Annotated in this window: 21 protein-coding genes; 4 read left to right on the top strand and 17 right to left on the bottom strand. The window is 61.4% G+C overall.

The features are described 5' to 3' along the window. The first annotated feature begins 1 nt into the window (after nt 1). Genes ACSR1C_RS16795 through ACSR1C_RS16785 form a run of 3 tightly spaced genes read left to right on the top strand, consistent with a single transcriptional unit; the run spans nt 2 to nt 4722 of the window. On the top strand, nt 2–1585 hold the full coding sequence (locus ACSR1C_RS16795; RefSeq protein ID WP_287014520.1) for an ATP-binding protein: 1584 nt from the start codon (nt 2–4) through the stop codon (nt 1583–1585). Continuing rightward, a complete protein-coding gene (locus ACSR1C_RS16790) occupies nt 1578–3788 on the top strand; it encodes a Z1 domain-containing protein (RefSeq protein WP_460260427.1) in 2211 nt (736 codons plus the stop codon). Before ACSR1C_RS16795 ends, ACSR1C_RS16790 begins: the two co-directional genes overlap by 8 nt. After that, nucleotides 3778–4722, top strand: coding sequence for a PD-(D/E)XK motif protein (locus ACSR1C_RS16785; protein WP_350153414.1), 945 nt, complete (start codon nt 3778–3780; stop codon nt 4720–4722). The genes ACSR1C_RS16790 and ACSR1C_RS16785 overlap by 11 nt, the downstream gene beginning before the upstream one ends. A gap of 12 nt (nt 4723–4734) precedes the next feature. Here ACSR1C_RS16785 and ACSR1C_RS16780 read toward each other — a convergent pair whose 3' ends face one another. The 14 genes from ACSR1C_RS16780 to ACSR1C_RS16715 all read right to left on the bottom strand — a co-directional run bounded on the left by ACSR1C_RS16780 (nt 4735) and on the right by ACSR1C_RS16715 (nt 16126). Then, complete coding sequence (locus ACSR1C_RS16780) at nt 4735–5715, bottom strand: ATPase, T2SS/T4P/T4SS family (protein ID WP_350153415.1); 981 nt, start codon at nt 5713–5715, stop codon at nt 4735–4737. Then, nucleotides 5715–7139, bottom strand: coding sequence for a TrbI/VirB10 family protein (locus tag ACSR1C_RS16775; protein ID WP_460260426.1), 1425 nt, complete (start codon nt 7137–7139; stop codon nt 5715–5717). Before ACSR1C_RS16775 ends, ACSR1C_RS16780 begins: the two co-directional genes overlap by 1 nt. Nucleotides 7140–7141: 2 nt before the next feature. Then, nucleotides 7142–7876, bottom strand: a complete 735-nt coding sequence (locus tag ACSR1C_RS16770) for a TrbG/VirB9 family P-type conjugative transfer protein (RefSeq protein ID WP_287014516.1) — start codon at nt 7874–7876, stop codon at nt 7142–7144. A 5-nt stretch (nt 7877–7881) separates the two neighbouring features. Continuing rightward, on the bottom strand, nt 7882–8562 hold the full coding sequence (locus ACSR1C_RS16765; protein WP_460260425.1) for a VirB8 family type IV secretion system protein: 681 nt from the start codon (nt 8560–8562) through the stop codon (nt 7882–7884). A gap of 17 nt (nt 8563–8579) precedes the next feature. Then, entirely contained in the window at nt 8580–9593 is a 1014-nt protein-coding gene (locus ACSR1C_RS16760; RefSeq protein ID WP_460260424.1) for a TrbL/VirB6 family protein, read from the bottom strand. Then, entirely contained in the window at nt 9594–10019 is a 426-nt protein-coding gene (locus ACSR1C_RS16755) for a hypothetical protein (RefSeq protein ID WP_460260423.1), read from the bottom strand. It abuts the gene before it with no gap. A gap of 8 nt (nt 10020–10027) precedes the next feature. Then, on the bottom strand, nt 10028–10795 hold the full coding sequence (locus tag ACSR1C_RS16750) for a type IV secretion system protein (protein WP_460260422.1): 768 nt from the start codon (nt 10793–10795) through the stop codon (nt 10028–10030). Next, nucleotides 10792–11904 (bottom strand): lytic transglycosylase domain-containing protein, encoded by a 1113-nt coding sequence (locus ACSR1C_RS16745; RefSeq protein ID WP_460260421.1) that lies wholly within the window; start codon nt 11902–11904, stop codon nt 10792–10794. Before ACSR1C_RS16745 ends, ACSR1C_RS16750 begins: the two co-directional genes overlap by 4 nt. Beyond that, a complete protein-coding gene (locus ACSR1C_RS16740; protein WP_027238818.1) occupies nt 11901–12110 on the bottom strand; it encodes a hypothetical protein in 210 nt (69 codons plus the stop codon). Before ACSR1C_RS16740 ends, ACSR1C_RS16745 begins: the two co-directional genes overlap by 4 nt. Then, nucleotides 12107–14485, bottom strand: coding sequence for a VirB4 family type IV secretion/conjugal transfer ATPase (locus ACSR1C_RS16735; RefSeq protein ID WP_027238817.1), 2379 nt, complete (start codon nt 14483–14485; stop codon nt 12107–12109). The genes ACSR1C_RS16740 and ACSR1C_RS16735 overlap by 4 nt, the downstream gene beginning before the upstream one ends. Further along, nucleotides 14475–14753: a VirB3 family type IV secretion system protein gene (locus ACSR1C_RS16730; protein WP_027238816.1), complete on the bottom strand. Its 279-nt coding sequence runs from the start codon at nt 14751–14753 to the stop codon at nt 14475–14477. The genes ACSR1C_RS16735 and ACSR1C_RS16730 overlap by 11 nt, the downstream gene beginning before the upstream one ends. Nucleotides 14754–14876: 123 nt before the next feature. Further along, a complete protein-coding gene (locus ACSR1C_RS16725; protein ID WP_027238815.1) occupies nt 14877–15158 on the bottom strand; it encodes a TrbC/VirB2 family protein in 282 nt (93 codons plus the stop codon). 16 nt (nt 15159–15174) lie between these two features. Beyond that, nucleotides 15175–15852 (bottom strand): lytic transglycosylase domain-containing protein, encoded by a 678-nt coding sequence (locus tag ACSR1C_RS16720; protein ID WP_272490895.1) that lies wholly within the window; start codon nt 15850–15852, stop codon nt 15175–15177. Continuing rightward, nucleotides 15812–16126, bottom strand: a complete 315-nt coding sequence (locus ACSR1C_RS16715) for a hypothetical protein (protein ID WP_008335576.1) — start codon at nt 16124–16126, stop codon at nt 15812–15814. Before ACSR1C_RS16715 ends, ACSR1C_RS16720 begins: the two co-directional genes overlap by 41 nt. Before the next feature lie 132 nt (nt 16127–16258). Here ACSR1C_RS16715 and ACSR1C_RS16710 point away from each other — a divergent pair, with 132 nt between their 5' ends. After that, complete coding sequence (locus ACSR1C_RS16710; RefSeq protein WP_238368579.1) at nt 16259–16837, top strand: hypothetical protein; 579 nt, start codon at nt 16259–16261, stop codon at nt 16835–16837. Here ACSR1C_RS16710 and ACSR1C_RS16705 read toward each other — a convergent pair. The 3 genes from ACSR1C_RS16705 to ACSR1C_RS16695 all read right to left on the bottom strand — a co-directional run bounded on the left by ACSR1C_RS16705 (nt 16831) and on the right by ACSR1C_RS16695 (nt 18857). Then, complete coding sequence (locus tag ACSR1C_RS16705; RefSeq protein ID WP_027238812.1) at nt 16831–17031, bottom strand: hypothetical protein; 201 nt, start codon at nt 17029–17031, stop codon at nt 16831–16833. The two genes, ACSR1C_RS16710 and ACSR1C_RS16705, sit on opposite strands and share 7 nt — an antisense overlap. Before the next feature lie 76 nt (nt 17032–17107). Beyond that, nucleotides 17108–17317 (bottom strand): helix-turn-helix transcriptional regulator, encoded by a 210-nt coding sequence (locus tag ACSR1C_RS16700; protein ID WP_040179450.1) that lies wholly within the window; start codon nt 17315–17317, stop codon nt 17108–17110. Between the two features lie 358 nt (nt 17318–17675). After that, nucleotides 17676–18857, bottom strand: coding sequence for an NAD(P)/FAD-dependent oxidoreductase (locus ACSR1C_RS16695; RefSeq protein ID WP_036784129.1), 1182 nt, complete (start codon nt 18855–18857; stop codon nt 17676–17678). Nucleotides 18858–18889 lie beyond the last annotated feature (32 nt).

The raw sequence follows: 18889 nt of genomic DNA, 5'->3' as shown, positions 1-18889 counted from the left end.
CATGAGCCGCCTAAACACGGTCAATATCCGGCCCGGCGTAAACGTCCTTTCTGTACTGCCGCACCTTAACTACAAGGCGTGGTACGCCTTGGCCGAGTTCGTTGACAACTCGATCCAGAGCAGTATCTCGCGCCGCAAGGACTTGGAAGCCATCTCGGGCGGTTCCTACGTTTTGCGGGTCGATATCACCTTCGATGCGGACGACGGCCGGATCGTGGTTCTCGACAACGCTGCTGGGATTGCCTCATCCGACTATCAGCGCGCCTTCCGACCTGCCGAAATCCCGCCCGATGCAACGGGCCTGTCCGAGTTCGGCATGGGCATGAAGAGTGCGGCATGCTGGTTCGCGCCGAAATGGAGTGTCCGCTCCAGTGCACTTGGCGAAAGAGACGAGCGCACTGTATTCTTTGATATCGACCGCATTGTCCATGACAGCATCGAAGAGTTGAATGTCGTCACTTCGGTTGCGTCCGAAGACAAGCACTACACGGAAATCCGGCTGGAAGACATTCGCCGATTTCCGAAGGGTCGGACCATAGGCAAGATCAAAGAGCATCTGGCCAGCATCTATCGCATCTTTCTGCGCTCTGGCGCGCTGGAGCTCTTCGTAGATGGTGAGCGGCTGCGATACGACGAGCCCAAGGTTTTGGTCACGCCATCCTACAAAGACCCCGATGGACCGCAGATCACTTGGAAGCGCGATATCGACATCGATCTCGGGCCAGGCAAATCAGCGACCGGCTTCGTTGCTATCCGGGAGAAGGCCGACACCCGCCTTGCTGGCCTAGCGCTCTTCCGGCGCAACAGACTGGTCCTTGGCAGCGCTGATGAAACTTACCGGCCAGCCGACATCTTCAAGCGGCCAAACAGCTATGAATCGCAGCGCATCTTTGGCGAAATCCACCTGAAGGGATTCAGTGTCTCGCACACCAAGGACGGTGTTCAGTGGGGCGAGCATGAAGACGAGTTTCTTCGCAAGCTCTACAAAATCTTGAACGCCGAAGACCTGCCGATCATCAAGCAGACACAAAAATACAGGGCCTTGGAGGACGCGCGGAACGCGCGCAAGGTCGCCCGAAGCGCCGCGCCCGCCGTGGCCAAGCAGTTCGATCACAGAGCCCTGGTTGCATCGCAGCAGACGTTTCCGAGCGTTGTATCGCCGAGCCCCGAGCCTTCGCCGGACGAGGACCTTCCCGATGTTGGGGAGCAGCTTGACGCGGTTGCGGAAGGTGAGCGCGATGATTTTCAGTTTGAGTTTTTGTTCCGGGGGACGCCTTGGATCGTGAAGCTCGAATTGTCCTATGCCGACAAGGAAAGCGACTGGCTTTCCATCCAGAGCAGACCAGCCATCACAGACCCGGATCCGCGCGAAGTGCTAATCCGGGTGGCCATGCTCCATCCGTTCATGGCGCAGTTTCCCAATCTCGACTCGGAAGGCTTCGCTGCAGTGCTGAACATCGCTGCTACCATGGCGCTGTCAGAAGTCATTGCCACAGAGCTCGCCTCGCATCACCCCAAAGCAATCCGGCAATACACCAATGAAATCCTCAAGAACCTTGTGACGAGGACTGTCCCCGATGAGTGACGAAGGTATTATCCAAATTCACGAGCGCCAGACTTCCGGCAAGTGGAACCCGGCGCAAGGTCCGGCTCTGACACGCCTTCTTCAGTCAAACACATCACTTTCAGACACCGAGAAGACCCGGCTCGTCTCGGAAACCTTGTCGATCATGCGTCAATGCGCTGATCCAAAGAATCCCGGCGATCACAATACCGGTCTCATCATCGGCTATGTCCAAAGCGGCAAGACGCTTTCCTTCACAAGCTTGTCCGCGCTCGCGCACGACAACGACTATCAGATCGTCCTTCTTCTTGCTGGAACGACCAACAACTTGGTCGAGCAATCCTTCGAGCGTCTGAAGAAGGACTTAGAGGTAGAGAAGAACCGGAACTGGAAGCTGTTCTCGACCAGAGACAAAGGCTTCCAGGGGGCCGAGGTGGAGCGGGTCAAAAGCGAACTTGCGAAATGGCGCAAGGGGAGCACGCGCTCGCGCACAGTGCTGATCGTCTCCATGAAGGAGCATCGCCATCTCGATCATCTGGCCACACTGCTCACCGGGGTCGATCTGACGAACGTGCCGACGCTCATCATTGATGACGAAGGCGACCAGGCGGGGATGAATACCAAGGCCCTGCAACAGGAAGAGAGCACGACCTACGCGCGCATCACGGCGCTGCGCCGTCTTTTCCCGCATCACAGCTATCTTCTCTACACTGCCACGCCGCAAGCGCCGCTTCTGATCAGCCGCATCGACACGCTCTCGCCTGACTTCGGTGCGGTGCTGACACCCGGAGACGCCTATGTCGGCGGCAAGGAGTTCTTTGTGGACGGGCCGGACAAGTACATCGAACTCATCCCGCAAACCGATGTGCCGGACCGGGACGATCCGCCAGCCAGCCCGCCTGCCAGCATGCTAGAGGCCCTGAAAGACTTCTTCGTTGGCGTAGCCATCGGCCTGCGCGAAGAAGATGACCAGGGCGGCGGCAATCGCTCCATGATGATCCACCCGGCCATCCCGAAGGCCGATCATCTCATGTTTGCGAGATGGGCGCGGAACACGCGCGATGAATGGGCGGCCATCTTGGACGCCCCGGATCATCACAGCCATGACGACTTGCTGGCAGGTTTTCGAACTGCCTTCGAACGGTTGAGCGAGACCTATGCCGTCAATTATGGCTTTGATCAGATCGAGCCGCTGCTTTTCGACGCCGTGTCGGAAACCGCCATCGCCGAGCTCAACACACGCGAGAAGACCAAGATACCCTCCATTGATTGGAAGGGTGATTATAGTTGGATACTTGTCGGCGGGATCGGCCTGGACCGTGGCTTCACCGTTGAAGGCCTGACAGTCTCCTACATGCCGAGGTCCATCGGGATCGGCAACGCCGACAACATCCAGCAGCGCGCTCGCTTCTTCGGCTACAAGAAGCGCTATCTTGGCCTCTGCCGCATCTATCTGACGACAGAGAACATCGAAGCGTTCCAAGACTACGTTTCCCACGAGGAATCGGTCCGCTCATCGATCTCCAAGCACATCAAAGATGGGGGCGGCCTGAAGGACTGGCGGCGCACCTGGTTCCTGAACCAGAGGCTTCAGCCGACACGACGCTCTGTCATCTTGCTCGACATGTACCAGTCGCGGGGGCGTGAAGGGTGGATTTACCCCGACTACCCCTATGAGGATACTGGCTTCGTTGCCGATAACCGGGAAGCGGTGAACCAGCTACTCGGCGCGTTCGACTTCTGGGAATACAAGCAGGACGGCTGGAACCAGCAGCAGACCATTCCGGCGTTCAGCGACGACATTCCGCTCAGCGAGATAATCCCCTTCATCGGGCAAATCCGCTACAAGAACCCCGGCGATAGCTTGCAGCACTCGGCCATCATGGTCGGCCTCGAAAAGCTGGCTAGCGAAGACCCTGAGATGCGGTGCAGCGTCTTTGCCTTCTCCGGCCCATGGTCGGGCGTGGAAGCGCGCCGCAGTCTCGATACCAAAGACCCGCCTAAGATCAGAAACCTCTTTCAGGGTAGCAACGCGCGCACCAATTATCCCGGCGCGCGCCAAATCCGGGCTGACGACACGATCACCTTCCAGATTCATCGCTACCACTTAGAAAATGCGGCCAAGAACCGCGTGCTTCTGGAAGACTTGCCCGTGCTTACCGTGCACATCCCTGAGCGTTTGGCGGAGCGTGTTTGGGTGGAACGAGAGGACGATGCTGTTTGAGGCGTATCAGGAACTTGCCCGCCGTTTCCCGGATGCCTGCCAGCATCTCTTCGGGAGTAAGATCGATGGTGCCCACGGCCTCTGGCTTTCCTTGGATGCGCAAGGTCAGCCTTATTTGCTCTTCGAGATGGCCGAGGATGATGACCAGCCTGATCTGAAGCTGAAGGCCGTCGAGGTTCGCTTTGCGTGCCCCTGCGATATCCAGCTTCAGGATGGAAGCGCTCTTACCGGCACTTACACGTTAGTTTCCCTTGCGAATGACGATCCCGACATCATCCGTGTCTTCCTTCGCCTCTTAGAAGAGGCGTTCCTGGCGCCCGGGGCGGATCACTCCGCAGCGGCCGTCCGCGACCAAATCCTCGCGATTGCCGATATATTCACGCGGTTGAACGACGAACTAAACGACGTCGTTGGGCTTTGGGGTGAGCTGCACATCATCCGCACAGCTCAAGATTTGAACGCAGCAGTTAGGGCGTGGTCGTCGTCTGCACATGCCCGGTACGACTTTGTGACGGAGCATATTGCACTAGAGGTGAAGACGACTCTGAAGTCTTCCCGGCAGCATCGGTTTTCGCTTGAACAGCTTCGCCCTAATGCCGACATCCGGGTCTATATTGCATCCATCTTGCTGATTGAACTGCCTGGCGGTGAAATGGCATGCGAGTTGATTGATGAGATTTACGCTGCATTAGACGATCCTGTTGTCCGTGCTCAATTCTTTCGCCAGTGCCTCCGAAAAGGCGGAGCGGACATTTATGGATCGGACACGCGCTTTGCGACCTATCCTGATGGTGAATCTGTAGCAATGTTCCAAGCTGGAGATTTGCCAGTACCTGTTGTCGCCTTCGGGGATCCCATAGCTGAAGTGCGCTTTAGTTTGGACCTTACTGGAATGAGTGCTTCGCCGGACGGCTCGGTGTCATTATTTGGCTGAACTTCTCCAAGTTTATTTTCCAGGCAGATAGAACTCCGTAATCCCCCGCTTCCCCTCGGCCCGCCCCAGTTGGACGATCACATCAATGGATTTCCGGATATATTCCCGCACCTCGGCAAAGGTCAGCGGTGTGCCGGCCTGCAGCACCATGATCGCCAGCCGGTCGATGGCCAGTTCCGCGGTTTCGGCGTGGATGGTGGAGACCGACCCGCCATGGCCGGTGTTGATGGCTTCGAGATAGGTCAGGGCTTCGGCCCCGCGCAACTCGCCGACGATAATCCGGTCGGGGCGCATGCGGAGGGAGGCCTGCAGAAGGGCGTTGGCGCTGCGTTGCGAACCGGCACCGCGGTCGGCCAGGAGGGCGACCGTGTTCGGCTGGCCGGGGAAGAGCTCGAAGGCGTCTTCGATGGTGATCAGCCGCTCGTGCTCGCTCACATGGGTCAGGAGATGGCGGGCGAAGGTTGTTTTGCCGGTCGAGGTGCCGCCACTGATCAGGACGTTAAGCCTTGCCTCGACCAGGGTCTGTAGGGCAGCTTCGAGGTTCTCTTCGGCGAGACTGGAGATGTTCTTCATCTTCTCGGCTCGGAGCGCGTCGAGCGAGACGGCCTTGCCGAAAAGATAGGCGGGGGCGTAATCCCGGACGCAGCCCAAGGCGAAGAGGCGGATGGTGATCGAGGCACCTCGATCGATGGCGGGCGGTACGGCGACCTGGACCCTAAGGGGGCGGCCTGCATATTCCACCTTGCCGGAGACGAGGGGGTTCTTTTCAGAGACGCGGGCCTTGGCGTCGCCGACGATCGTCTGGGCCATGTTGAGGGCGGTGGTGCGATCCACGGTCTGGCCTTCGTGGCGCATGGTGGCGTCGCCTGCGACCTCAAGCCAGACCTTGCCGTCCGGGTTGATCGCGATCTCGACCACGTCGTCACGCCTTAGAAGGTCGCGGAACGGGTCGAGATAGCGTTCGAGGTAGGAGGCTGGCGATGCCTGATCCATCAGTAAATCACCACGTCTCTATCTACGAGCACGGTGACCGAGGCTCCCTGATCGACATAGATCGTGGGCTCGATCGACACCTGATCGGCAATGACCGAGCCGACGGCGTCCTGCAGGTCGCTGCCCACATCGCCCAGGACAATGCTTGTGGTTTCATTGTTGGCGCTCTCCGCTGCCACGGCCGGTGCTGCCCCGATCACGGAAATCAGTGCAGCTCCGCCGAAGCGCTCAGCGAACTTGGTGTCAACGAGACCGGTGAGGCCCGAGCGGCCAAGCTGGTCCCCGCCGACAGCGGCGATTTCCATCGAGGTGCCGTCCGGTGTCAGCACGCGGGTCCAAAGGATCAGGATGCGCTTCTGGTGCATTTCGATGCCGGATCGGTATTGGCCAAAAAGACGAGACCCACGGGGGATCAGGATCCGGTCCCCGGAGAAGGCCGGGACCGGCTCGGAGACCACGGCAACCACTGACCCGGGCAGATCGCTGTTGATGGCGGTCTGGAGCGCCGCCTGGATGACGGACCCTTGGGTCAGCGTGCGCTCGGGATGGGTGAGGCGGGCGGCCTCCTGCACCTCGAGCGGACGCGCGCTTTGAAGGAACTGCTCATTGCCCGAAAGGACCGGCCCTTCTGCGCCAACAGCAGCAGGATCGGCGACCGCTGCGCCACTCGCACCGCCACGGGGGCCGTCGGCAAAGACCACCGCTGGCGATTTGATTTGCGCGGTCAGAAGCTCCTCGGCGACCCGCTCGGCCTCGCGCTGGCGCTGCTCCTCTTCCTGGCGGCGGCGTTCTTCGAGAAGGAGCTGATCGGCGATCAGCCCTTCGCGGTCAAGCTCGGCCTCGAGCCCCTCGCGCTGCGCCCGTTCAGCATCGAGCATGGCCTGCAGCCCTTCGATGCGGGTCTCGGTCTGGCGCTGCAGGCTGGCCAGCTCGGTTTCTTTTGCGGCGAGCGTTGCCTCTAGTGCTGCCTTCTGCTCGTCGAAGGCTTCGCGCAGGTCCGCGACGGCGGACTGGATTTCCGAGTTGCGTGCGGCCTGGCTGGCGACTAGGGCTTCGCGGAGCTTGGCGATCTCGGCCAGCACCTCGGCGCTCGGTTCGGGGGCAGGGGCGGCGGGCACGTCGAGCGCTTCCTCGACGGCGATCAGCGCGTCATTGACCCGCTGCTCTGTCTCGTCGGGTGGAAACTCCAGCCGCCCGCCGGTGCCGGGGCGGCGGTCCTGGAAGGTCTCGACATCGGAGGTCTCAAGCGCACTATCGCCCTCCTGCAAGCCGGTGGCCAGGAAATACGCGACCCCGGCCCCGCCGAGGGCGAGGGCGGCAGCGAGCGCGCCAACCCCGAGGCTGTTGCCGCGGCGTTTGGATTTACCGCGCTGGCTGAATTGATCGAGACGGTCCTGAAAATCGGGAGGGGTTTGATCGGCCATGGTCAGTTGCTCACATAGATCGCGCTCTCGTCGCGCCAGGCACAGATGGCCTCATCGCCAATGCGCAGCGTCCAATAGGTGTTGACCCCGAGGACCCGGACGGTGTTGCCTTGTTGGGTCCAGTTCACCGTGCGTTCGCGGCCTTGATCGTCGGCCTTGAAGAGGGCGGGTTGGCGACCGTTCTCCGGGAAGACGAAATACGTGTAGCGCCCGTCGTCATAGATATGGCTGGGGCGGAAATCCCCCTCGCCCGAGACGCGGTAGTTGTAGTTGCGCGGGGCCTCAAATCCTTTGGGCTGTGTAGCACCCGCCGCGCGGCGCTCCTCGTCGGGGTAACGGAAGCGCACCTCGAAGAACATGCCGGTGCGGTTCGGGATCGAGCCCTCGCGCAGATGGAAGGAATAGGTGCGGCGGTTGGTGATCACCGTCATGTTGGTCGAGGCATTGGCCACATGCGGTTTAATGGTCAGCACATTGCCCAGCTCGGGGATCGGATCGACCTGGAAGCTCTCGGTGTCGCCGACGATCACCGCTTCAAACCGCTCGCCCGCCCCGAAATGAATCGTGGTCGAATGCCTGAGATCGGTTTCGATCCGGTAGACCTGGTTTTCGTTATAGACGGCGGTGCGGATCCGGATGTCGAGCGGGCCGCCTTGCGGTGTGGCCTCGGCGAAGGCGGCAACAGGAAGGGCAAGCGCTAGGAGAAACGTGGTGAGGAGCGCGGGCAGGGATTTCATCTTGGTTAGTTCTCCAGGGTCTCGGCGTCGACGCGGTAGGAGGTCACCACGAAGCCCAAGGGGTTGGCCCAGACGTCCTGAAGGCGCTGGCGGGTTTCGGGTTGGAAGTCGTAGCCGACGGTGGCCACATAAGACCGGGTCACGGTGCGCGTGTCGCGCGGCCGGCGCAGGGTACGGGTGAAGCGGACCTGGGCCACGCCGCGCTCGATCTGGTTGACGGACTTGATGACCACCTCGATCTTGGCGTCGCGGCCATAGACGGTGATCGGGTAGTCTTCGTTGGTAGAGGACCAGAGATCGCGCAGTGTTCGGGCGGCATCGCCATCGGAACGGTCGAGCACCGAGTTGATCCGTTGCTCGCCATCGGTCAGATCATAGGTTTCCCGATCATCGACGTAAGCGACGAGATTGGCCTGAATGATGGCGTCGCTTTCCGAGAGCGTTAGCGCCTGGACGGCGGCGACGCGGTCCATCTCGCCCGTTTCCTTGTCGACTACGACCACGAAGGTCTCGGTCGATTTGAGGGGAAAGAGGCTCGCACCCGCAACCATGCCGGCGACGCCGACCAGCACGCCTGCCGCCGCGACGAACCAGGCGAAGCGCTCACGCCGCCGCGGCCCGTAGATGAAATCCGCCTCGAAAGCGTCGCGGTCAGGCGCGGGGGAACTGGTCACAATCTTCGTCAATTCAGTCGTCTTTCAAATCAGGGTTTGCGGAAGGCCTTGGCGGCGGAGAGGAGCGCACCAGGGCTTTGCCGGATCAACTCGCCGGTCTTCACCACGCCCGCATTGGCCATCTGGTTCAGCTCATGCGGGGACTTGCCAGTGACGAGGCGCGAGGCGGCGCCGGTGCCGTACTGGCGCGTGTTCACGAAGCCTTGACGCGCGAGGCCAGTCAGTCCAACGGCATTCGAGGCAATACCGACAACGCCGGTGAGGTTAGAGGCGATGTAGGGGACCGAAGCCATGATCCCGGCGCTGAGGATCAGGATGACGAGAAAGGGCAGGATGAGGCTGACCGTCTCGACATCACCCGGATCGGCTGACGCATCCCCGATGGCCTCGGCGATTGCCACAATGATGCCCGCGGCGCCTGCGGCGGCGACCGGCATGAGCGCATAGCCGATGGTGGCGCGGGTCCAGGCCTCGAAGAGGGACTGGGTCGGCTTGAAGAGGGAGGTCACGATCATGAAGGGGGCGATCACGATCATCAGCGCGAAGACGATGCGGGCGAAAGCGATGATCCCGGCGGTGACGGCGGCGAAAACGGCGGAAAGGACGAAAAAGATTGCGCCCAGGACCGCGCCAAAAACCCAGCCCGCGCGGTCGCCGATCGTATCGCCATAGGCGGTGATGCGGGCGACCATGTTGTCGAGGCTCTCATAGACCCCAGCCTCGTCTCCCGAGCCGGTGAGCGCGAGGATCGAGGCGCCGACGGAGTCGGGGACCTGCGTGACGATGTCATAGATGACACTGAAATTGTCCCAGCTCTGCGCGAATATTCCCACGAGCGCGATCTTCATTCCGAAGGCAAAGCCGGTGCCGAAGGGCAGGGGGCGGAGCTGCATGACTGCGTTGATCCCGAGGAGCACGACGAGGAGCGCGGCCCCGGCGGAGATCACGTCGCCGATAGCACCCGCCGAGGAGACAAAGCCGTCCTGCGCCACGGTATCCACCGCGGCGTCGACCTGGCTCAGGATGTCGCGAATAACGCCCATCTACTCTGCACAGGCCTCCACAACTTGCGCCTCGAGCGCGTCGGCTTGCGCGTAGAGATCGAGCACCTTGAAGGGCAGGCGTGGGTTGTCCGAGGTCTGGAACCGGGGCAGGGCCGAAAGCGCCTGATCCCAGGTGAATGTGTCCAAGAGGCAGGTGCAGTTTTCGGAGGTCAGCGCTTCCTCGGCGATCAGGATGCGCAGGATCGCGCGGTAGCCGTTGCGGAGATAGGCCGTTTCCGCCAGATCGGTGGGCGGTTTTGGGACACGGCAGGCGTCGGCCTCATCCCGCGCGATGGCCATCGAGTTGAAGGACGTGTCGCCGGACGGGTCCGTGGTCGGGGTCTGGGCCCGCACGGCACAGGGCAGGGATGCCAGGACCATCACCGCGAGACCAAGCGCCCTAATTGGAGCCAAGCTGTGGATCATGGACATTCTCATGGATCCACCGCCATCGAGCGGAACTTGCGCTCGTCGGCGAGGGTCGCGGCATCGACGACGCCAAGCTGGCCTGCACTGACGCCTTGCGCCGCTTCCAGCCGCCAGATCTGGGTCAGGATGATGCCAAGCTCGGCGGTGACGCGGGTGTTGAGATCGACGGCGGCCTTCAGCCCGTCCTGATCGTCGATGAGCCCGACCATGGTCTCGAGCCGCTCGAGGCTTTGACCGGCCTCCTCGTGGCTTTCCTGCGCGGCGACCGACAACATGGCGCTGGCCCCGGCCGAGGTGGCGATGCGGTTATCGGCGGGCTCATCCGAGCCAGAAAGCGTGCTCAGACGTTCCGAGGTGAAACCGCTGCCAGACAAAACCCGCTCGACCGAGGCCGAGAGTTCTGCGCCGGGATTGAAACCGCTTAGGAAATCACCGTTGGCCAGCGATTGCGCGGTGTTGAGGGGGGCCACCAGCTTGCCGCGCAGCGCGCGGAACTCTTCGACGGTGGCAAAGAGTTCACCCAGACCGCTGCCCTCAATGAGCGAGGTCAGTTGCGCCTCGAGGTTGGTGAGCTGCGATAACTGGGTTTCCAGTTCCAGCCGCATCGTTGCCAGTTGCTGCATCTGGACGTTCAGGTCCTCGGCCATGTGCTCGAGCTGGGCCACGAGCTGACCAAGCTGCGATCCATCGAAAGTCGGCACGCCTTGGGCCGTGGCGGGCTCGGAAAATCCGAGCGCGACGACCGCGGTGGTCACCAGAAAAAATCGTCTCATTCAGGAACTCCCATCTGCATGAAGTCGCGCTCGGCCAGCCGGTCGGCGACGAGGTGCTGCGCATAGGCCGCCTCGCGCTGCTGGTTGGCGGCCATCAGCCGGACGCGGAGATTGAGGATGCGGCCGATCTCGGCCTTGGCGTAGGTGTTGAGCTCCCAGGCCGCCTTGGCATTGGGCTGGGCATCGATCTGCAGGATGATCGCGCGCAACCGGTTGATGACCTGCTCGGTCGTTGCCGAACTGTCGGCGGCGTAATAGACGCCCGCCTCGGAGATGCTGGCATATTCGGCCAGAGCAAAGTCCGAGGGAGAGAGTGTGCCGAGCGCGTCGGCGCCACCGACCACGGCGAGGTATTCGTTGTAGAATTTCGAGATGTTGCGCACATAGCCTTGCGTTTCGGCAAAGGGCGGCACGCCGCCATATTCGATGACCCGGCCAGGCCCCGCGTTATAGGCCGCAAGCGCATGGGGGATATTGCCGAAGCGGTTGAGCTGGGTGGTGATATAGCGCGCCCCGCCGCGCAGGTTGTCTTTCACATCGTATCGGTCGACGCCGAGATCCGAGGCGGTGCCGGGCATGAGCTGGGTCAGACCATAGGCCCCGACCGGGCTTTCGGCGGCGACGTTGAATCGGCTTTCCTGTTTGATCAGCGCCTGGAAGAGGCAGCGCCACTGAGTGGCGGAGAGGCCGGCGCGGGCCACACCGGGCGCACCTGCGAATTCGCCCGCGACCTCGACGATCATCATCTCGACCGTCTCGCGGCCCTCGCCGAAAAGGCGGCTGTTCATCGGGCTCGGATCGGTATTGGGGTAGACCGCCGCCACTCCGAAATCCGCATTGCCCTCGAGCGCGCGGATATCGAAGCCGGGGCCGGTGATCGCCGCTGTCATCTCCTCGAGCACGCGCAGCTGGTCGGCCTGCACGTCCGCCAGCGTGGACTCGGTGCGGTCCTTGTCCTGCTGCACGCCCAGATCCTCTGCGAGTGCCGTCACCCGTGCGATGGCGCGGCCGATCGCGGCATTGTCCTGCGTCGGCACGCCCTGGGCGAGCGCGGGCAGGGCACCAAGACCGAGGCAGAGCCCGGCGGATATGATCGCCGCGCGCCTCATTCCGGACGGGGCAGGGGTTCGAAGCTGCAGTCGGGTTTGGCCGTCTCCTGAACCGGTGCGCCCATGGTCGAGAAGGAAAGCGCGGATCGCGTCACCTGCGGCTCGCCATTGCGTCCGAAGCAGGGCGAGGTTTTCTCGGTGTATTTCTCGCACGCGGCCAGAAGGCTCGCGGCGGCGCAAAGCGCGACAAGGGGTTTCGAACTCATATCACATGTCTCCAGAAATCGGGGTTGGCGCGCCAATCGGCGGGCACACGGGCCTCGCCGGTGGCGCCGCCGCCAAGGATGGGAAGGAGGTTGCCGAGCGCGGAGAGATCGGCATCGATGAAGACGCTGTCGCCCGCCGAGCGCACGAGCGCGATGCGCTGGCCAATGGTCGGCTGCACGAGGAGTGCCGCCTCCTTGGCATTCACGCGCAGGAAGTCGTAATCGGAGACCGTGGCGCGGTCGTTCGGGAAGAGGATCTGAGTTGGCACTGTTTCGACGATGGTCTTGCCGACGCGGCTGTCGCGCAATTGGCTCGGGTATTGCGTCATCATGATCACGACGCAGTTCATCTTCCTGAGCGTCACCAGCCAGTTTTCCAGCCGCGCCCCGAAGTAGGGATCGTCCAAGAGCTTCCAGGCCTCGTCGAGCACGATGATGGTGGGGCGGCGATCCTCGACCACGCGTTCGATCTGGCGGAAGATGTAGGAGAGCACCGCCATCCGCTCGGTGGTCATATCGAGGATCTCGGTCATGTCGAAGCCGATGATGTCGGAGGCCAGTTCAAGCCCGGCACCCTGTTCCGGCTCATCGAAGACCCATCCGTAGCGGCCGCCTGGGGCCCATTCGGCGACGCGGGACTGTAGCTCGCCATCGTCATCGAGCGACTGGAACAGGGTCTCGAAACTCGTGAAGCGCCGGAGCGAGCCCTCGGCATGGGCATTTTGCGAGACCGCGCTCTGGATATGGCGGGATTGCTCGCCGGTCAGGGTTCCGCCCCGGGAAAGAAGGGTCGCCAGCCAATCCGAGAGCCAGGCGCGGCCACGTTCGTCGATTTCGGTATCGAGGGGGTTCAAGCCCGTGGGCACACCGGCTCGGATTTCGTTATAGCGACCGCCAAGGGCGCGGACGGCCATCTCAAGACCGCGATCTTTGTCGAAGAAAAAGAGCCGCGCACCGACCCGCTGCGCTTGGGCTGCGAGGAAAGCAGTGGTCAGTGTCTTGCCGGTGCCAGTGCGCCCCAGCACAAGGGTATGGCCAACGGTTGGTTCCTTGCCGGGGCTGCCCGTCTCGTGGAAATTGAAGCGATAGCCCGAGGTGCCGACCGTGGGCAGGACCGAGATCGTCTGGCCCCAGGGCGACTGGTCCGGGCCACGCCCTTCGACGCTGCCATGCAGGGCTGCGAAGTCGGCGAAGTTGATCGAGGAGATCGGCGTCTTGCGCGCACGGTAGCCGAAGTTGCCGGGCGACTGCGCGAAGTAGGTGGCTTTCAGCGCCATGTTCTCGCGCACGATCACCGACATGATCTCCTGGCCGACGCGTTTGATCTGGGCGGCGGCGCGTTCCAGCGTGTCGCGGTCCGGCGCGTAGACCGCGATGGAGAGGTGATGGTCGCCAAAGGCGATACGCCCCGCCTCCTGGTCATCGGCGGCCTGGCCGAGCTGTTCCCGCAGGGAGACAGCGGCATCGTCGGAGGCATGCATCTGGCGGATGATCCGCTGGATGCGTTCGGCCATGATGTTGTTCGGGATCGGGCTGAAGGAGTTCGTCAGCACGATGTCGAGCGGCAGGTCGAGCGCGTCGAGGAGCGTGACATCCGTGAGGGCCGGATAGGTCTTCATCGAAAAGAGCGCGCCATATTTGACCTGACCGGTCACGGCATCGGTCAGGGTGACGACGTCGCCATCAAAGGTGGCGCGGCAGTTGCTCAAGGTATGCGAGAGGGGCAGGGCACTTTGCCCGTAGGCAATGGGAGAGAAGCTGCCGGCGTTCAGCGTGTTGAGGTAGCCCAGCCATTCACCGCCTGACTTTGTGAGCCGCACAGGGTTTGCCGAGGAGAGCGCCACCTCGAAGAAGCCCATGACCTCGTTGAGTTCCTGCATCCGTGTCGCGCGGTCCTTGACCCAGGCCTTGCGGGCCAGCGCACGTAGGAGGGGAATGCGCGCGGAGATGTCGGGGCGCCGGATGACGCTGAGATAGAGCTGGCGCTTGGCCGGGCGAAGGTCCTTCACATGGGACTGCCAGCGCGCGTCGATCGCAGCGGCGAAACTGTCGCCCTCGATGGGGCGCATCCCGAGATCCTGCGGCACAGAGATGCGGTGGATGTAGAAGCCGAAGGCATTGCCGGTCTGGGCGACGATGGCCGCGACCGCGCGTTTGAGCGCATCGAGCCGGGCGTCTTCGCTGGTCATCGGGTTGAGCCCGTCGAGGCGCAGGGTCGCGAGGAGATCGCCCTCGCGCAGCACCATGACATCGTCATCGGTGAGGCCAAAATACGGCAGGTGCTCGGCGAGATAGCTTTCCCGCGCGAACTCCCCGCCGCCGGCTTGATGCAGTGCGGCCCCAAAAGTGGACAGGGTGCCTGCATCACGCGCCAAAGCTGTCGCCTCCGTGCAGGGCCCGGTTCTTCGTCGGGCGGACCGTGCCGTAGGAGACGCGCAGCACCTCGAAGAAATGCGGCTCGCGGTCGGCCACGAACCAGAGGATCGGATAGGCAATGATCCCGATCAGGAAGAAGACCATCGACTTGGTCCAGATGAAGGGCAGAACGACCCCAGTCGCCAAAACCACCAGGTATCCGACAGGGAGACCCAGATACTTGGGGGGACGGGCGAGGCCCAGAAAAAGGGGGGATCGTTCTGCCAACTAGATGCTTTCCCGCTTAGCTGAAATGAAGAATCCGTAGGTCGTCTCGAGGCAGCGTTTGCCGAGCAAACGCGTTCGAGAGGAACGTAGGATGTGAGGTTGCGGGAAAGTCATCGGCCAACCTCAGGAGAAGCCGTCGACGATTGTGCCCGCCGAGAAGATCAGCACGATCCCGATGATGACCGAAGCGAACCAGCCCCAGTTCAGCCGTCCCATCATGCACATGAAACCGGTGCCGATGACGGCGAGCGTCGCGACTGCAATCCCGATCGGACCGGTCAGCGCGGCCTCGACGGTTTCCAGCATGGTCTGGATGGGTGACAAGTCTTGCGCGAGAACGGGCGTTGCGAAAGCCGCCAAGGTTGTGGAGACGGGCAAGAGGCGGCTGAGGCGATGTCTGAGCATGCGAAGTTCCCTTGTTTTACTGAAGATCGATAAGGACGGGCGCGCGGGCTGGCACCTGGTCTGCGATGCGAGTGTCCGGCGCGGAAACGGGGGTGCCTGCCAGCCGGGACCGAATCCGGTGGATGCGCGCGATGTAGTCGCGGGTCTCGGTGAAAGGCGGGATGCCGGAATATTCGACGACCCGATGCGGCCCGGCATTGTAAGCCGCGAGCGCCAAGTCGATGTCCTTGAACGTGGCAAGCTGCGCGAGCAGATAGCGCGCTGCGCCGTCGAGGTTCTGAGTGGGATCGCGCGGATCAACCCCCAGGGCGCGAGCCGTGTCCGGCATCAGCTGGCCCAGGCCATAGGCCCCCTTGGGACTGACGGCGGTCGGGTTGTAGCTGCTTTCCGCCTCGACAAGGGCGCGGAACAGGACCTGCCAGTCGTCGGCGCCCAGATTAACTTGGCGCAGGGCACGGTTCCTCTGGTGGCGGACGGCAGTCGTCTGGATCAGGGAAAGGATGTCGTCACGACCGGAAGGCTGCGCAACATCCAGCGAGGCCAGAACGACTTCGGCCTCAGCGCTATCATCCAGCCCTGCCCAGGCAGGCCGCTCACCATGAAACGTCCAGCCCGAAGTCCGGGCGGTCCCGTCGCGGCCGAAGGCGATGACGTCAGCCGCGCTCCTCGAGGGTGATGCTGTAGTCAGGACCAAAGCGCAGATCGCGCCCGTCACCGAACTCGAGATGATGTTTGAAGAGCCCCGGCCATATGTTGAAATACCGAGGCTCTGGCCCGTGCGGGGTGATCCGTGTCGAGACCAGAATGGCTTCCGGCTCGCCCTCGCGCAGGTAGATGCACTGGTAGCGCGGCTTGCCATCGTCCGTGAACCCCACGAGTTCATACCGGCAGCGGAACGCGATGCCCTTCTCGGACAAGTCTTTGACACCATCGATGGTGATCAGGATCTGGTTGCGCGCTATCGGCATGTTCGGACTCTCCCCACGAGAGCCCTTCTACTTCACGACACTAAGGCCATAAAGTCATATGGAGTCAATACGACATATTGCAGAAAATTGCATATTGCACGATAGTTGCCGCAACTTTTGCGGGAGAGCGACATGAGACGACAGGTGATGGCGGCAACGATGGGTGTGATGGCGGTGTTCGGATCCCCGGAGAAGGCGCAGGCCTATGACATCGACTGCGCCATCATGCTCTGCATGGCAGGAGGGTTCCCGCCGAGCGCGGTCTGCGCACGGGCCTATCGCACGATGATCCGCCGCATCACGCCCTGGCCAAGCCTGCCGCCCTTCGGGGTCTGCACCTTTGCCCATGTGCCGGTCGAGCTGGGCGGTCCCGGCGGGGAGGGCGAACTCGACACCAACCTGCCGGAGTATGAATGGCTGAATCGCACCCATGTGATCTGGTTCGCCGGGCGATCCTACGAGCCTCGCGACGAACCCCGGCAATGGGATTGGTCGATCCGTTCCTGCGATCGCGAGAACCGGACCTGCCGCTACATCCAGCGGGTCTACGGATCCCACACGCCCTGGCCCTCGACATTCATCTCGGAAAGCGGTCAGGAGATCGCCTATCCGACCAGCGGTGGCCTTTGGCACTTCTATTCCCGCAGCATCATGGTCGAATACGGCGACTACGAGGGCAACATGGGCCACTCGGAGTGGTTCTCTTACTGATCCGAACGGTCCGATGTGTTCAGGGAAACCGGGCGAAGCTCGGCAAAGCTGACATCGAAGCGTTCTCGGTCGACATGCCAGCGGCGGCTCACCGAACCATCATTCCAACGGTAATCGGTGAACAGGTGGATCTCCTGCGTACCATCGTTCAGAAACCCGTCCTGAAAGGGCCAGCCTGTCTTTCTTTTCGCCATGTACCCGTGCCACTCGTACTGTTCTTGCCGTTCTTTCTTTCGTGTTGGGGACGGGATCAAAGCCGCAGGAAACGGACTAGCGTTTCGCGAAGAGTTCTTCGGGGTCGACATTGAGCGCCCGAGCGATGCGTTCGAGAAGGTCGAGGGAGGCCGCGAACTTGGCGTTCTCGACCTTGCCCATATGGCCGCGGCTCACGTCGGCCCGATGAGCAAGCTCCTCCTGGCTGAGGCCGCGGGCGCGTCTCAATTCCTGGATGTTCAGTGCTACACGGTCCCGCAAGTTCATGCCCGCGAAACGGACACGATGCGCGAAATATCGCCACGCGATATATGTTACATTCGGAGGTGCGGAGTAGAATTCTTGGAACGGCGCGTGATCGCCGGAATGGGGTGCCTGCCCAAAAGCAGGTCACGGGATGATCCGTCTCGCAAACATTATGGGCCGTTCAATTACTCTTTCGGAAAAGGGCGGCACCGGCAATACCGGTGCCGCCAGTTGGTCGTCCACAGGGAGGTTGTAGAGGACGAATTCTAAAGGAAGCGACTTTTAGCTGTAGGCTGCACAGCATTCATATTTGCTGTTGGCCATAAAATCCGAAGCACACTCCCTTCGGAAGTCGCATGGTTTTGACAGGGATTTTCAGTTACTTTGTATCTGAAAATGATACGGGAGAAATCTCTTTAACCAGTTCGCCTTGACGATGGGGAAGGTTTATAACCTCGGCTGCAACAAGACGGTCGCGGTATTTTAGGTGCACCTCCAATGACGTCGGAGGCTGGGTTGGAACGCGTCGTACCAGATCGTAACCGGCCGCTATTCCTATGGCTTGAACCTTCATGCCTTTGAGGTCGGACCAAAATCGTGGTGGTACGGGAGCTGGGCGTGTTTTATTGCAGATAGTAGCTGCTGCGATTTGTGCCTGGGAGGATGCGTTATGGACAGTTTCAATGCGCGGCTTTCCCGACACGAACGCGTTGTCACCGCGCGCGCAATCACCAATCGCGAAAATCTTGGGGTCGGATGTCCGCATGTCCTGATCCACACAGATTCCATTGTCACAAACCAAGCCCGCGTCCTGGGCTAAGGTTATATTCGGCGTCGCTCCAATACTCACCAAGACAAGATCGACCTTAATCTCTATTCCGTTTTCAAGGTTAATGGAAGAAACATGTTGATTAGCAGCGCCAAACTCTTCGAGACGCTTGTTGAACATGAAACGCACCCCAGCATCTGATAGCTTTTCAGTGATGAAGTTTGTCGCTGCCGGAGAGGCAACGCGAGCCATTGCTCGTCCACCAACCTCTATGATCGTGACGGCCTTTCCACTATCAATTGCGGCAGAGGCCACCTCGAGTCCGATCACACCGGCACCGACGATAACGACGTCGTGGCAGCCTGGGCGATTCAGTGCTTGGCGGAGTCCTGCAGAATCTCTCAAATCTCTTAGATAGTGAATCCCTTTAAGATCGGCCCCCGCCAAATCGAGGCGGCGAGGCGTTGCTCCCGTTGCGAGGATCAAGTTATCGAATTTCGTTGTTTTTCCATCCAAGAAGCGGATTCGACGCTTGTTCCTGTCAATTTTGACGACCTTGCGCGCGCGCATCAGTTCAATGCCGTTAGACTCATAGAACGAAAGAGGCCGCAAAGGGGTCGGTTTCGGTCTGTCTGAATCCAGCAACCACGCCTTTGACAGAGGTGGGCGTTGATAGGGGAGCGCCGCTTCTTCACCTATCAGCTTAATGGTGCCTTCGTAGCCGTTTCTGCGCAGTGTTGCGGCCGCAGTCGTCCCAGCGACCCCATTGCCTATGATCACGGTTGTTTCCATTTTTCGTTCCTCCCTGAGTGTGTAGAATCTTT

It is taken from the genome of Actibacterium sp. D185-2, from assembly GCF_054954595.1.
The sequence above is the reverse complement of the archived record's forward strand: the minus strand, read 5'-3'. Positions and strand labels throughout refer to the sequence as shown.